The organism is Thalassococcus halodurans (assembly GCF_900108225.1).
Classification (GTDB): domain Bacteria; phylum Pseudomonadota; class Alphaproteobacteria; order Rhodobacterales; family Rhodobacteraceae; genus Thalassococcus; species Thalassococcus halodurans.
Window position 1 is genome coordinate 755,887 of the sequence record NZ_FNUZ01000001.1, and the last position, 13,687, is coordinate 769,573.

Annotated in this window: 13 protein-coding genes; 6 read left to right on the forward strand and 7 right to left on the reverse strand. The window is 60.1% G+C overall.

Annotated elements, in window-relative coordinates; genetic code table 11:
- Positions 1-20: 20 nt before the first annotated feature.
- On the forward strand, positions 21-821 hold the full coding sequence (locus C4S59_RS03725; protein ID WP_103909103.1) for a protein-disulfide reductase DsbD domain-containing protein: 801 nt from the start codon (positions 21-23) through the stop codon (positions 819-821).
- Here C4S59_RS03725 and C4S59_RS03730 read toward each other — a convergent pair whose 3' ends face one another.
- The 4 genes from C4S59_RS03730 to C4S59_RS03745 all read right to left on the reverse strand — a co-directional run bounded on the left by C4S59_RS03730 (position 822) and on the right by C4S59_RS03745 (position 7,091).
- Complete coding sequence (locus tag C4S59_RS03730; protein ID WP_103909104.1) at positions 822-4,205, reverse strand: efflux RND transporter permease subunit; 3,384 nt, start codon at positions 4,203-4,205, stop codon at positions 822-824.
- 2 nt (positions 4,206-4,207) lie between these two features.
- On the reverse strand, positions 4,208-5,665 hold the full coding sequence (locus C4S59_RS03735; RefSeq protein ID WP_103909105.1) for an efflux RND transporter periplasmic adaptor subunit: 1,458 nt from the start codon (positions 5,663-5,665) through the stop codon (positions 4,208-4,210).
- A 100-nt stretch (positions 5,666-5,765) separates the two neighbouring features.
- On the reverse strand, positions 5,766-6,308 hold the full coding sequence (gene moaB / locus C4S59_RS03740) for a molybdenum cofactor biosynthesis protein B (protein ID WP_103909106.1): 543 nt from the start codon (positions 6,306-6,308) through the stop codon (positions 5,766-5,768).
- Between the two features lie 6 nt (positions 6,309-6,314).
- Complete coding sequence (locus C4S59_RS03745) at positions 6,315-7,091, reverse strand: uracil-DNA glycosylase (protein ID WP_103909107.1); 777 nt, start codon at positions 7,089-7,091, stop codon at positions 6,315-6,317.
- A gap of 107 nt (positions 7,092-7,198) precedes the next feature.
- On the opposite strand from C4S59_RS03745, the gene C4S59_RS03750 reads away from it, so the two are divergent.
- The 4 genes from C4S59_RS03750 (at position 7,199) to plsY (ending at position 10,738) form a co-directional block, all read left to right on the forward strand.
- Entirely contained in the window at positions 7,199-8,149 is a 951-nt protein-coding gene (locus C4S59_RS03750) for an aspartate carbamoyltransferase catalytic subunit (protein ID WP_103909108.1), read from the forward strand.
- The gene (locus C4S59_RS03755; RefSeq protein ID WP_103909109.1) at positions 8,146-8,691 is read left to right on the forward strand and encodes an aspartate carbamoyltransferase catalytic subunit; all 546 of its coding nucleotides are present in this window, start codon (positions 8,146-8,148) and stop codon (positions 8,689-8,691) included. The genes C4S59_RS03750 and C4S59_RS03755 overlap by 4 nt, the downstream gene beginning before the upstream one ends.
- Before the next feature lie 26 nt (positions 8,692-8,717).
- Positions 8,718-10,013, forward strand: coding sequence for a dihydroorotase (pyrC, locus tag C4S59_RS03760; protein ID WP_103909110.1), 1,296 nt, complete (start codon positions 8,718-8,720; stop codon positions 10,011-10,013).
- Between the two features lie 116 nt (positions 10,014-10,129).
- A complete protein-coding gene (gene plsY / locus C4S59_RS03765) occupies positions 10,130-10,738 on the forward strand; it encodes a glycerol-3-phosphate 1-O-acyltransferase PlsY (protein WP_103909111.1) in 609 nt (202 codons plus the stop codon).
- On the opposite strand, the gene C4S59_RS03770 is transcribed toward plsY, so the two are convergent.
- The gene (locus C4S59_RS03770) at positions 10,726-11,520 is read right to left on the reverse strand and encodes an alpha/beta fold hydrolase (protein ID WP_103909112.1); all 795 of its coding nucleotides are present in this window, start codon (positions 11,518-11,520) and stop codon (positions 10,726-10,728) included. The genes plsY and C4S59_RS03770 overlap by 13 nt on opposite strands.
- Positions 11,521-11,531: 11 nt before the next feature.
- On the reverse strand, positions 11,532-12,131 hold the full coding sequence (locus tag C4S59_RS03775; protein WP_103909113.1) for a 2-hydroxychromene-2-carboxylate isomerase: 600 nt from the start codon (positions 12,129-12,131) through the stop codon (positions 11,532-11,534).
- Positions 12,132-12,226: 95 nt separating this feature from the next.
- Here C4S59_RS03775 and C4S59_RS03780 point away from each other — a divergent pair, with 95 nt between their 5' ends.
- Positions 12,227-13,237, forward strand: a complete 1,011-nt coding sequence (locus tag C4S59_RS03780; protein ID WP_103909114.1) for a ribose-phosphate pyrophosphokinase — start codon at positions 12,227-12,229, stop codon at positions 13,235-13,237.
- 51 nt (positions 13,238-13,288) lie between these two features.
- On the opposite strand, the gene C4S59_RS03785 is transcribed toward C4S59_RS03780, so the two are convergent.
- Positions 13,289-13,642, reverse strand: coding sequence for an H-type lectin domain-containing protein (locus tag C4S59_RS03785; RefSeq protein ID WP_103909115.1), 354 nt, complete (start codon positions 13,640-13,642; stop codon positions 13,289-13,291).
- Positions 13,643-13,687 lie beyond the last annotated feature (45 nt).

Genomic DNA, 13,687 nt, shown 5'->3' on the forward strand with positions numbered 1-13,687 from the left:
ATGCCCACATCTTAGCCGACATGAAAAACAAGATTCTGACATCGGCTTTGGCCCTTATGACCTTGGGCTCTGCTGCCACGGCAGCGGACCTGAGCAATATCGTTCAGGCCGAACTGCGACCCGGTTGGCGCAAGGCCGACGGCACCCATATGACCGCGCTACAACTGACGCTGGCACCGGGGTGGAAGACGTATTGGCGCGCGCCCGGCGATGCGGGCATTCCGCCCAGCTTTGACTGGTCGGGGTCGTCCAATATGGAATCCGTTGGCATCACATGGCCCACGCCCAAGGTGATGTACCAAGCTGGAATGCGGTCGGTCGGCTATTCCGATCAGGTCGTTTTCCCGATCCAGATCACGCCCTCTGCCGACGGCGATATTAATCTGAACGCCCGCGTTGATTTGGGTCTGTGCAAGGATATCTGCCTACCGCACAGCGTGACCATCCGCGCGACGCTCACGGCGGATACGACCAAGCCCGATCCGGTGATCGCAGCCGCGCTTTCCGACCGCCCGTTTTCGGAAAAAGAGGCAGGCGTCGGCAAAGTCACCTGTGACATCGCCCCAAGCAGCGACGGTGTCACCCTGACCGCGCGCATTCCCATGGCGGACAGTGGCGGCAAAGAAGAAACCGTGATTGAAACCTCGAACCCGATGATCTGGGTGTCCGAACCGGATGTCACACGTCAGGGAAAAGAGCTGATCACCGCAGCGGATCTGTCCCATGTCGAAGGCAAGCCCTTTGCGCTGGATCGCTCGGGCATTCGCATCACCGTTCTGGGCAAATCCTACGCGGTCGACATCAAAGGCTGCGACGGCTGATCAGGCGCGTTTGCGCCTGACCGCGATCAAGCTTCCTGCCACGATATAAGCCACCAAGGCCAAGACCGCCGCGCCTACAACAAACAGCGCAAAGGCCATTTGCAGCGACGTGACCTGTGGGAACATCTGCACCAGCGGGCCAGCCATCGCTCCGTTCACGGCGAACGCTCCCAGTGTCGCCGCCAACCACGCCAGCAGAACCGCCACACCCGCCAAATACGCCGCACGCACCCGCGCCACGCGGAAACGCAGACCATGCATCAACGCGGTTTTGGCACGGCCAAAGTCCTCGCCAATCGCAATCAGCGCCGGCACGACCAGAAGCACCAGCACCATGCCAAAGCCCAGACCATAGCAAAGCGTGACAACAGTCGGCTTCAGGAATTGCGCCTGCGACGAGGTTTCATAAAGCAGCGGCGCAAGGCCCAGAACCGTTGTCAGCGTGGTCAGAAGAACAGGGCGCAAACGGTCGGCTGTGCCGTCGATAATGGCTGGAATGATCCCACGGTTTTCGGCGTATTCGTCGATGGTCGTCACCAGAACAATCGAGTCGTTGATGATGATCCCTGTCATCCCCAGAAAGCCGACGACCGTGAACATACTGGTCGGAATGTCCCAGATCGCGTGACCATAGATCGTACCGACCAGACCAAACGGAATGATCGCCATCACTACGAAAGGCCGCGACCAGCTGGCAAAGACCCACGACAGGACAAGGTAAATCCCCAGCAACACCAGCGTCAGACCCGTCATCGCATCGGATAGGAATTCACCCTCTTGTTCGGACAATCCGGACAGGCGAAAATCGACCTGACGGGTGCTGGCGATGGCGGGCAGAATCTCTTCCTCCAGCGCCTTCATGATCTCGTTGGCGCGTTCGGCGTTGTCTTCGGAAATGTCGCCGGTGACGGAAATCAGGCGGATGCCGTTTTCGCGCCGGACTGTCGAAAATCCGGTCCGGCGCTCAACGTCCACGATGTCACCAAGGATCACGTAGTTACCGTCCGGCGTACGCAGTTGCGTGCGTTCCAAGAAGTCCGCCGTCAGTTCGCTTTCCGGCAGTTCCACGCGGATCGAGGCAGACCGCGATCCATCGGGATATGTCGCGGCCTCAAGCCCGCCCAGACGTGCGCGAAGCGTTGTGCCCAGACTGTCGATATCAAAGCCCAGCGCCTGTCCCTGCGGCGTCAGATCAAGGATCAGTTCCTCTTTGTCATAGCTCAGATTGTCTTCGACTGCCGATACCTCGGGGAAACGCAGCAGCGCTTCTTTCAGGTCTTCCGAGGCCGCCTTAAGAACCGCCGCGTCCGCACCGTAGAATTGCACATCCAGCGCGTCACCGCCGGGGCCCGACCGCCAGCCACGGAAGCTGACCGTTTCAGCCAAGGGGTGGTTCACGACCTTGTCTTGCAGTTCGCCCACAAAGGCGAAACTGGAATAGGGGCGTTCGTCTGCGTCGATCAGTTCGATGGAAATCGAGCCAAGCTGTTCGGGGTCTTTGCTTTCGGTGCCAGACAAGCCGCGACCGGCGTTGCCACCGATTTCCGCCAGCACATAAGCCACCGGATTTTTGCCATAGCGTTCTTCGTATTCCGCGCCCAGCGCCTCGACCGCGCGCTGCATTTCGCGCATCATTTCGATGCTGTCGTCGCGCGTCGCCCCCGGTGCCATGGCAAAGTTGCCTGTGACCGACGAATTCTCGGGCGCGTTAAAGAAGCGCCAGTTCACATCACCACGGATCAGTTGCGACGCCTGCGAGGCCAACAGAACAATCGACGCCGCCAGAACAACGTAGCGGCCCGCCACGACTCCAGCCATCACACGGCGGAAAATGTTATCGCGGAACCAACGGAAACCACGGTTCACAACACGCGACGGCAGGTCATACCAGTGTTCCTTGCCGGTGTGCTTCAGGGCGTGGGACATGTGGTTGGGCAGGATCAGAAAACATTCCACCAGCGATGCCAGCAGCACCACGATGACGGTGAACGGAATGTCTTTGATCAGGTCACCGAACCGCCCACCAATCGCGACCAGTCCGAAGAACGCGATCACGGTCGTCAGCGTGGCGCAGAACACGGGCAAGGCCATACGTCGCGCAGCCGTTTCCGCCGCCTCGACTGGTGACAGCCCGCGCCGCGCCAGATGATCGGCGTGTTCGCCCACGACAATGGCGTCATCAACCACGATCCCCAGCGTGATGATCAGCGCGAAAAGCGAGATCATGTTGATCGTGATCCCGAACCCGTACATCAGCGCCACAGCCGCCAGCATCGCCGTAGGGATACCCGCCGCGACCCAGAACGCGATGCGCGCGTTCAGGAACAGGAAAAGCAACAAAACGACCAGCGCCAGACCGGTCAGACCGTTGTCCAACAGGATGTTCAGACGCCCTGTGATCTGTTCGGCGCGGGTCCGGATCAGATCGATTTCGGTGCCAGCAGGCAGTTCCGCCTCAAGCTTCGCCGCGACCTCTTCGACCGTGCGCTGGATGCCGATGGCGTCGCCACGGGCGTTACGGTCGACCCTTACGGAGATCGCAGGGTTTTCGCCCACGAAATAGCTGCGTTCGCGCGTAACACCTTCGACAAAAACTGTGCCCACGTCGCCGATGGTCAGCTTGGTGCCATCTTGGTTCGAACGTAGAACGATCCCCTCAATCTCTTCAGCGCTGCGCTTTTCGGTGCCCGTGCGGATACGGGCGTTGGCCCCTTGCACTTCGCCTGCGGGATCGGCGTCGACCTCGGCCGCAATGGCCGCTGCGATTTCGCGCATGGTGACGTCATAGGCGATCAGGTTGGCCGAGGGCACTTCGATGATCGTGCGCGGCGCGGCCACCCCGCGAATGGTGGTCGAGGTCACGCCCTCGACAAACAGACGCGCGACGAATTCATCGGCAAACCGCGCCAGCTGATCCGCACCGACAGGGCCGGTGATCACCACGTCCGTCACACGGTCAAACCACGTCGACCGCCCGATTTCCGGCTCATCCGCATCGTCGGGTAGTTCCGTCACCGCATCCACGGCTTGGCGCACATCATTGGCGGCGCGGGCCATGTCCCAGTTGGGTTCGAATTCCAGCTCAATGCTCGCCACGCCTTCGCGGGATCGCGAGACCGAGCCTTCGACGCCCTCAACAGCCAGCAGCACAGGTTCAAGCACCTGAATGATGCCGGTATCAATATCCTCGGCCCCTGCCCCGTCCCAGCGGACGCTGACATCGATTTCGTCGATAATCACATCGGGGAAAAACTGCGCGCGCATGTTCGGCATGGCGAGCAAACCAGCCGCCAACATCATGACCAACAGCAAGTTCGCCAAGGTCCTGTGACGGGTGAAGTAGCTGAACAATCCGCCCGTTCTGGCCGAGATCTGACGCGCCATGATCAGCCCCCGATCCGCGCTTCGATACGCTCGACGACTTCAGCGGGGACTTTGGGTTGCGACAACTGCGCCAGCACACGTTTCTTGGCCTCTTCCGGCATCCGCCCGTTGCCTTCAACAAAGGCCACCAGTCGGGCGCGGCGTTCCTCGGTCAGTTCAAGCAGTGTGGGTTCCGCCGTGGCGTTTTCTCCAGCGGGCGCCAGAGTGCGGACTTTAATCCCTTCACCCAGCAAGGGCGTCCGTTGCGCCACGATCTGTTTGCCTTCCAGTTCAGGCGCACGCACCAAAACATCGTCACCCTGACGGCGCATCACCTGCACGCTGGCCGAGATCAGGCGCTCTTCCTCGCCAATCACCAGAACCGTGTCATTGCCGTCAACCGCCGTGGCAGGCAGGCGCACCACGTTGTCAAGCGCCGGTTCCTGCACGCTGACAGTTACAAAATCACCCGGGCGGAAGCTGGGGGCGCGGTCCATGCGGGCATAAACCACACGGCCCGTCTGGCCATCGCCGGTCGAGGCCGCAACGCGGTCAATCCGCGCCTGTGCTTCGATATCGGTGCCGAATACGTCCAGCGTGACGGTCACATCCGCCTTCAACAATTGGCCATTGTCATCCAACAGACGCGCATAGGCCTGAGTAGATACGCGAAAGGCCACCTCAAGCGCGTCGGGGTCCACCAGACTTGCAATCTGTTCGTTCGAGGACACCAAGCGCCCTTCGACCACCGTCACATCGCTGAGCGTACCAGAGAACCCCGCGCGGATTTCGGTGTCGGCAAGGCTACGTTCCGCCTCGGACACCGCCAGTTTCGCGCGTTGCACGGTGGTTGCGGACTGATCCACGCGGGCCTTCGCCTCGGCCAAAGACTGACGGCGCTGGATCACGGTCACGCGTGCGCTGGATGCCTGTAGTTCGGCTGTTTCAACAGCGGCAGCAGTACCAACACCACGGTTTTGCAAATCTGTCTGACGCTGGAACGCCTTTTCATAAAGCTGCGCCTGTTCTTGGGCCGCAGTCAGATTGTCCTGCGCCAGAACAACGGCGTCTGCGGCTTCGCGGGCCTCTGCCTCGGCGTCGTACAAATCGGATTGCGCGCGTTCCAATGCCGCTTCGGCATCTGCGGGATCGATGCGCGCCAGCAATTGCTGATCTTCGACATGCCCGCCTTCGACAAAGCCATCCGCCAATTCGACAATCCGCCCACCGGCACTGGCGCGCAGTTCCAGTTCGCGGCGGCTTTCGACCTGACCGAAGGCGGTCAGCACAGGCACCTCGCGTCCTGCTGTGGCGGTGACCACATTGACGGTAAACACACGTTCCCGCGCCTGCGGCACGCGCGGCTCTTCGGACATACGGGTCTGCACGGCGTCGCGCACTGTCGCAGCGGCATAAACCAAGAGTCCCAGCGTAGCAGCCAGAAGAAAAAGCCCCGTCAGGCTTTGACGCAGAAAACGCATAGAAACCGATCCTTAAGCAGGCGACACAGATGCCATAGATTTAGGACGCCTAAGCCAAACGCAAAGACGTACATAGTCCAAGGTTATACGCAGGTCCGGATTATTTCCGTCGCAAATGTTCGTCGAGTCGCGGAAAAATCTCGACAAAGTTACAAGGCCGGTGCCGGAAATCGAGCTGTTTGACCAGAATTTCATCCCAAGCGTCCTTGCAGGCACCCGGACTGCCGGGCAGCGCGAACAGGTACGTGCCATTGGCAACGCCACCCGTGGCGCGGCTTTGAATCGCGGATGTGCCGATCTTTTGCATGGAAATCATTGTGAAAACCGTGCTGAACGCATCGATTTCCTTTTCATAAACATCGCGGTGCGCCTCGACCGTGACGTCGCGGCCGGTCAGACCAGTGCCGCCAGTGGACAGGATCACGTCAATCTCGGGGTCGGCACACCATTCGCGCAGCTTGGCGGCAATCTGGTCGCGTTCGTCCTTGATGATATCCCGCGCGGCCAATGTGTGGCCCGCTTCGGTCAAACGCCCGACCAGCGTGTCGCCGGACCGGTCATCTGCCATTTCGCGCGTGTCGCTGACCGTCAGAACGGCAATGCGCACCGGAATAAAGTCGCGGGTTTCGTCAATTCTGCTCATGTCTTTTTACCCTTTTAGGCGCGCCTGAATGGCTTGCAGGTCGGCCCATGCTTCGCGTTTGGCCATCGGATTGCGCAGCAGGTATGCGGGGTGGAACATCGGCATCACAGGCAAGTCCCACGCAGTCGCCCAATTCCCACGCAACCGCGTGATCCCGCGCTGACCCAACACCGCCTGCGCCGAAATATTGCCCATCACCACCAGCAATTCAGGTTTTGCCAGCGCGATGTGCCGTTCAAGAAACGGCTTCATCATGGCAATCTCTTCCGGTTTTGGGTCGCGATTTTGCGGCGGACGCCACGGCATCACGTTGGTGATATAGGTTGCCTGATCACCGTCGCGGTCACGGCCCATACCGATTGCGGAAAACATCTTGTCCAGTAGCTGCCCGGCGCGCCCGACAAAAGGCCGACCTTCGCGATCTTCGTCGCGCCCCGGCGCTTCGCCGATGATCATCACGCGGGCGCCCGCCGTTCCATCGCTGAACACCAGATTGCGCGCGCCGCGTTTCAGATCGCAGTGTTCGAACGCCGCCATGGCAGCCTGCAGCGCGGCCAGATCGCCAGCGGCAGATGCAGCTTCTTTCGCCTCGGCCACCGGATCGACCTGCGGCAAGGCAACTGGCGCGACAGGTTGCTGGGGCTGGGATTTCGCTGCGGCGGGCTGAGTTGCGGGAATCTCAAAGCGATTGATCGGCGTTTCGCAAATGGCCTCGGTCGCGCCAAGTTCCACCTGCCACTCCAAAAGCGCACGGGCGCTATGCCAATCCAGTTCCGATTCCATGGCCGGACCTTACACGTGGCAGCGCCCCGCCGAAAGACATCCTCGATCCCCTTGCCGCAACCGCGCGACCTGCCTATAACCGCCGCGATCTTTCCGAGGAATTGCACATGCGTTTCGACCAGCGTCACCTTCTGGGCATTGAACCCCTGCGACCCGATGAAATCACGACGCTGCTGGATCTGGCTGACAAATACGTGACGCTGAACCGCCAGCGCGAAAAGCGTTCCGGCGTGCTGTCCGGTCTGACGCAGATCAACATGTTCTTCGAAAACTCCACCCGCACACAGGCCAGTTTCGAACTGGCGGGCAAGCGCCTAGGCGCGGACGTGATGAACATGGCGATGCAGGCCAGCTCGATCAAAAAGGGTGAAACACTGGTCGACACAGCGCTTTCGCTGAACGCGATGCACCCAGATCTGCTGGTTGTGCGCCATCCCCATTCCGGTGCGGTCGATCTGTTGGCGCAAAAGGTAAACTGTGCCGTTCTGAACGCAGGTGACGGCAAGCACGAACACCCCACTCAGGCGCTCTTGGATGCGCTGACGATCCGCCGTGCCAAGGGCCGGTTGCACCGCCTGAACATCGCGATCTGTGGCGACATTTCGCACAGCCGCGTGGCGCGGTCGAATATCCTGTTGCTACACAAAATGGAAAACCGCGTGCGTCTGGTGGGACCGCCCACGCTGATGCCGTCGGGCATCGAACACTTCGGGGTCGAGGTTTACGACGATATGCGTGAAGGCCTGAAGGATGTGGACGTCGTGATGATGCTGCGCCTTCAGAAAGAACGTATGGACGGCGGCTTTATCCCGTCCGAGCGGGAATATTATCACCGCTACGGTCTGGACGCCGAAAAGCTGTCTTATGCGGCGGATGACGCCATCGTCATGCACCCCGGCCCGATGAACCGTGGCGTGGAAATCGACGGTACCATTGCCGACGACATCAACCGCTCTGTTATTCAGGAACAGGTGGAAATGGGCGTTGCCGTGCGTATGGCCGCGATGGACCTGTTGGCCCGCAACCTGCGCGCCCGCCCGAAAGAGGTGATGGCATGACACAGATGGAGATCAAATCCTCTGAGAGCGGAATCACCCGCGTGTTCCACATCAACCTGCCACCCGAGGCGATCGAACGGTTCACGACACAGGCAGGCACGGGCGAATGGCCGTTGCAGTACGCCTTGGGCGCGACCAAGCTGAGGAATTCGTTCGTCGAGGTCGTGAACCTGCGCGATCTCGGGGATATGCCGCTTTCGACCTACCTGCGGCAGGGATATGAACTGACAGGCGATGACCTGAAGCTGTCCGCGCGCGAACTGGATTCGCTGACGGGTCATGTTCTGGTCCTGCCCAGTCAGGCCTTTGACAACACCGCACAGGTTCTGACCATCGGCATGCCGCTGCGCTGGGTCGGCACGTTTGAGGAACCCGGTCGCAGCAAAGCCAAAATTCCGCTGTCCGCCCAAAGCGCCAAGGGCGTTCTGGAAGGCGCGCTTGGCCAAGCCGGTGAAAGCACAGGCCGTTCCCGTCTTTTGACCCTGATTATGGCTGGCTTGGCCATTCTGATCATCGCCATTCTGGCGCTGGTTCTGTTCTAATTGTTTCGATCGCACGGACCCTGACCATGACCGCCACACTGATCAAAAACGCCCGCCTGATCGACCCCTCTGCGGATACCGTGACCGAGGGTGGCGTGCTGATCGGGGATGGCCGCATCACGGCGGTTCTGTCCCTGTCCGAGGCAGAAGACGCGATCAGCCGCGTCCCGCAGGAAAACGTGATTGATGCAGGTGGTGCCTGCCTTGCGCCGGGGATCGTTGATCTGGGCGTGAAGGTTTGCGAACCGGGCGAACGCCACAAGGAAAGCTTCAAGACAGCCGGTCAGGCCGCTGCCGCTGGCGGCGTGACCACGATGGTCACACGTCCCGACACCGATCCGGCCATCGACAACCCCGAAGTGCTGGAATTCATCCGCCGCCGTGCGAACGAGGTGACGCCGGTCAACGTCCGCCCCATGGCTGCGCTGACCAAGGGCCGTCAGGGTCGCGAAATGTCTGAAATCGGCTTTCTGCTTGATGCAGGTGCCGTGGCCTTTACCGATGGCGACAACGTCGTCACCGACACCAAGGTTCTAAGCCGCGCAATGACCTATGCCCGTTCGCTGGGTGCGTTGGTGATCGGCCATCCGCAGGACCCCGGCCTGTCCAAGGGGGCGGCTGCGACCTCGGGCAAGTTCGCATCGCTGCGTGGCCTGCCGGGTGTGTCACCTATGGCGGAACGCATGGGGCTGGATCGTGATATCGCCATCGTCGAAATGACCGGTGCGAAATACCACGCCGACCAGATCACAACCGCCCGCGCCCTGCCCGCGCTGGAACGCGCCAAGGCCAATGGGTTCGACGTGACCGCAGGCACGTCCATGCACCATATGACACTGAATGAACTGGATGTGTCTGACTACCGCACGTTCTTTAAGGTCAAACCGCCGCTTCGCGCCGAAGAGGACCGTCAGGCCGTGATCGACGCCATTCGCAGCGGGTTGATCGACACGATTTCATCGATGCACACCCCGCAAGACGAAGAAAGCAAACGCCTGCCGTTTGAAGAGGCCGCATCCGGTGCCGTCGGTCTGGAAACCATGCTGCCGGTTCTGCTGCGCCTGTATCATTCCGGCGATCTGGAGCTGCCGACACTGTTCCGCGCCCTATCCCTGAACCCCGCCAAACGGTTGGGTCTGGATTGTGGTCGTCTGGAAAAGAACGCTCCCGCCGACCTGATCCTGTTCGACCCCGACAAACCGCTGATCCTTGACCGTTTCAAGCTGAAGTCGAAGTCCAAGAACACCCCCTTCGACGGTGCACGCCTTCAGGGTCGCATCCTGCGTACGCTGGTGTCGGGCGAAACTGTCTACAAGCTCTGATCCCGCAACGCTGCGTCGCTTGCGGCGCGGCCATTTGCCGACACATCTTCTGTGCTTGGCGGAAACGTGCCCTGCGGGTAAACTCTCGCAAAATAATCGCAAATGAGGCGAGTGCCATGCCCGCAATCGAGACATCCCTGCCCCTTCTTCTGCTATTGGGCGTCTTTGCCTACCTGCTGGGATCGGTGCCCTTCGGACTGGTTGTGACGAAGGTCTTTGGCCTTGGCGATCCACGTCAGATCGGGTCGGGCAATATCGGTGCAACAAATGTTTTACGGACAGGCAGCAAATCGGCTGGCGCGCTGACGCTGTTACTTGATGGAGCAAAAGGCGCGGTAGCTGTTCTGATTGCACGCGCCGTTGCTGGCGAAGATGCAGCCCAACTGGCCGCCCTCTTGGCATTTATCGGTCACTGCTATCCGGTCTGGCTCAAGTTCAAAGGTGGTAAGGGTGTTGCCACTTTCCTTGGCGTTCTGCTGGCTTTGGTCTGGCCCGTTGGCCTTTTGGTTTGCGCCACATGGCTTGCCGCGGTTGCGCTGACACGGATTTCCAGCATGGGCGCACTGGTTTGTGCCTCAAGCTCGACCTTGTGGATGCTGCTTCTGGGCCGCGGAGAGGCGCTGCTGCTGGGCATGATCCTGACGCTGATGGTTTTCTACCGCCACCGCGCCAATATCTCGCGGCTACGGGCTGGTCAGGAACCGAAAGTCGGTCAGAAATCCTGATCCAACAGGTTGCTGACCGCTTTTGCGACATCGTCCACATGGCTCATGGGGGCCATATGACCAGCACCTTCAATCACCTGATCCCGCGCGTTGGGCAGCACCTGATCCAACCCCTGATGGACGGCCTGAATAACAGGGGCGGTTTCAGACCCGCGTAGAAGCAGCGTCGGCATTGTGACCTTTGCCAGCGCGTCAGGTTTCAACACGCCGGCCCGATCATCCATCAGCGCGGGGTTGCTGCCGAACACAAAGGCCATCTGTTTCGCCATCATATCGCGCACCGGCTGGGGCGTCTTTTCCCAAGGACGTCCGCCACCCCAGATCGAGGTAAACAGCCGCGCGGCCTCTAGCCCGTCGCCTTCGTGAAACTTGTTCCGCGCATGGGACGCCTGTTCGAAATGGTCGTCAAAGGCCTGAACCGACACGATCTTGGCCGCAGCGAACAGAACGGGTTCAATCAGGGTCAGCGTTTTCACCTTATCGGGAAACATCTCGGCCAGACGCAGCGCAATCGTGGCCCCAAAGCTGTGTCCGATCAGATGATCGCCGTCCTCCAACAGACCCGCAGCGATATTCGTGACCTGATCGTGTACATCGCCGTCCAAGGGAACGCCTGCGCTCTTGCCATGCATCGGCATATCAAAGCCGCGCATCGTCAGACGATCCCCCAACAGGGGTTCATATGCGGCCCAGAAACCGGAATGGCCCAAGGCACAATGCAGGCACAAAGCGCCTTCCGGCCCCTTCCCGAAGGAGCGTGTAAAGATCGTTGGTTCAGTCACAGTCTATCCGTTCACAAGTTACCCGACAGGTGGGCGTCCAGATCTGCCAGACGGTCCTGCCCCCAGAACCGCTGATCGGTGTCGGTTACATAGAACGGCGCGCCAAAGACGCCGCGATTGACGGCCTCTTCCAGATTGGCCGCGTATTCTTCGGCCCCGACCAGCAATCCGCTGTCGGCAAGCGACGGATCAAAGCCGGCCGCGCTCAGACATGCGCGCACCACCTCGTCGTCGGCGATGTTCTTTTCCTCGGCCCAGCAGGCCCGCATAAAGCTGTGGGTCAGCGCGCCCAAATCGCCACCACCCGCCTTTTGCGCGGCGATGATGGCATAGGACGACGGCGCCATGTTGGTCGGCCAGTGCATCGGTTGCAGGTTGAACGGCTTTTCGGCCTTCGCCGCCTGACGCTTTAGTTCCTGCGCGCGGTATTCCTGACGGCTGGGATGACGATCCTTTGGCGGGGTGCCACCAGTGCGCCCGAACAGCGCGATGATGTCCAGCGGCTTATAGGTGATTGTCGCGCCGTGTTTGTCTGCGATTTCTTCCAGTCGCTGGCCTGCGAGATAGGCATATGGCGACAATGTCGCAAAGAAGTAATCAATATGGGGCACTTTTCGTCCTCCTCTGCGGGTTCGCCTTTGCCACACGGGTGCGCCGTGTTAATCGACGCGCACTCTGACGAATCGTTAATCCGGAGACAAGCCCAATGCCTGCCGTCATCGAACCCAAACTTATCTCTGGAAACGCGAACCTGCCGCTGGCGCAAGCCATCTCGCGCCGTATGTCGCTCTATCGCGGCATGAGCGTCGGTCTGGTCGACGCCCGCATCGAACGGTTCAATGACCAAGAAATTTTCGTCGAGGTGTTCGAAAACGTCCGTGGTGAAGACATGTTCATCATCCAGTCGACGTCGAACCCCGCAAACGACAACCTGATGGAGCTGCTGGTTATGGCCGACGCGCTGCGCCGGTCTTCGGCGGCACGCATCACCGCAGTGATCCCCTACTTCGGCTACGCCCGTCAGGACCGCCGCACAAAGGCACGTACACCGATCACAGCCAAGTTGGTTGCCAACATGATGGTGTCGGCTGGCATCGAACGCATCCTGACAATGGACCTGCACGCAGCGCAGATTCAGGGCTTCTTCGATATTCCGGTGGACAACCTTTATGCCTCGCCGATCTTTGCTCTGGACGTGCTGTCGCAGTTCAAGGACGGTCTGGAAGACGTGATGGTTGTGTCCCCCGACGTGGGCGGCGTGGCCCGTGCCCGTGAACTGGCGAAACGTATCAACGCACCGCTGTCCATCGTCGACAAGCGCCGCGAAAAGCCCGGTGAGATCGCCGAGATGACTGTCATCGGCGACGTCAAAGGCAAGAAATGTATCATCGTGGACGACATCTGCGACACGGCAGGCACGCTCTGCAAAGCGGCCGAGGTTCTGATGGAACACGGCGCGACCGAGGTGCATTCCTACATCACACACGGCGTTCTGTCCGGTCCTGCGGTTGAACGCATCTCCAAGTCAGTCATGAAGTCGCTGGTCATCACAGACTCGATCGAACTGACAGAGGCAGCCAAGGCCGCGCCGAATATCCGCGTTGTCCCGACAGCCCCGATGTTCGCCCAAGCGATCCTGAACATCTGGAACGGTACATCGGTTTCGTCCCTGTTCGAGACAGAAACACTGGGCCCGATCTACGAAGGCATCCTGTAAGTTTTAGATCTTGATCTAATCGAAGAAAACGGGCCCCAGCGGCCCGTTTTTTTACAGCAGCAGCTCGAAGTCGTCTTCGTTCGGCAATTCGCCAATCGCCATCCAGCTCATCCGGACGCGGGCTACGCGGGTATCACCCCACGTGCGAAAGACCAGTTCGAAACCGGTAGTGTCCACTTTTTCGGCCACAATATCGGCACGCACGTTGGCGTCCGAGTCCATGTCCCACAGCGACAGGGTGACATGAACTACGGGCGTTGACCGGAAGCTTTCGGAAAAGGCGATCCACTTGCGGCGCTCACGGGCTCCGGATCCGGTCCACATGTCGCCACCGGTCGCGAAATCGGAGAAAAGCTCAACATTGCCTTGTTCGACACCGACAGAGTTGCTGCGCATTCGCTTCATGCAACCGATACTCCTTTATCTCTGTTGTACTTAGACAAATTGGCC

Bases quoted from the DNA above. Each gene is read 5' to 3' on its own strand.
- C4S59_RS03725 (WP_103909103.1), top strand. From the start codon at position 21: ATGAAAAACAAGATTCTGACATCGGCTTTGGCCCTTATGACCTTGGGC.
- C4S59_RS03730 (WP_103909104.1), bottom strand. From the start codon at position 4,205: ATGGCGCGTCAGATCTCGGCCAGAACGGGCGGATTGTTCAGCTACTTC.
- C4S59_RS03735 (WP_103909105.1), bottom strand. From the start codon at position 5,665: ATGCGTTTTCTGCGTCAAAGCCTGACGGGGCTTTTTCTTCTGGCTGCT.
- moaB (WP_103909106.1), bottom strand. From the start codon at position 6,308: ATGAGCAGAATTGACGAAACCCGCGACTTTATTCCGGTGCGCATTGCC.
- C4S59_RS03745 (WP_103909107.1), bottom strand. From the start codon at position 7,091: ATGGAATCGGAACTGGATTGGCATAGCGCCCGTGCGCTTTTGGAGTGG.
- C4S59_RS03750 (WP_103909108.1), top strand. From the start codon at position 7,199: ATGCGTTTCGACCAGCGTCACCTTCTGGGCATTGAACCCCTGCGACCC.
- C4S59_RS03755 (WP_103909109.1), top strand. From the start codon at position 8,146: ATGACACAGATGGAGATCAAATCCTCTGAGAGCGGAATCACCCGCGTG.
- pyrC (WP_103909110.1), top strand. From the start codon at position 8,718: ATGACCGCCACACTGATCAAAAACGCCCGCCTGATCGACCCCTCTGCG.
- plsY (WP_103909111.1), top strand. From the start codon at position 10,130: ATGCCCGCAATCGAGACATCCCTGCCCCTTCTTCTGCTATTGGGCGTC.
- C4S59_RS03780 (WP_103909114.1), top strand. From the start codon at position 12,227: ATGCCTGCCGTCATCGAACCCAAACTTATCTCTGGAAACGCGAACCTG.
- C4S59_RS03785 (WP_103909115.1), bottom strand. From the start codon at position 13,642: ATGAAGCGAATGCGCAGCAACTCTGTCGGTGTCGAACAAGGCAATGTT.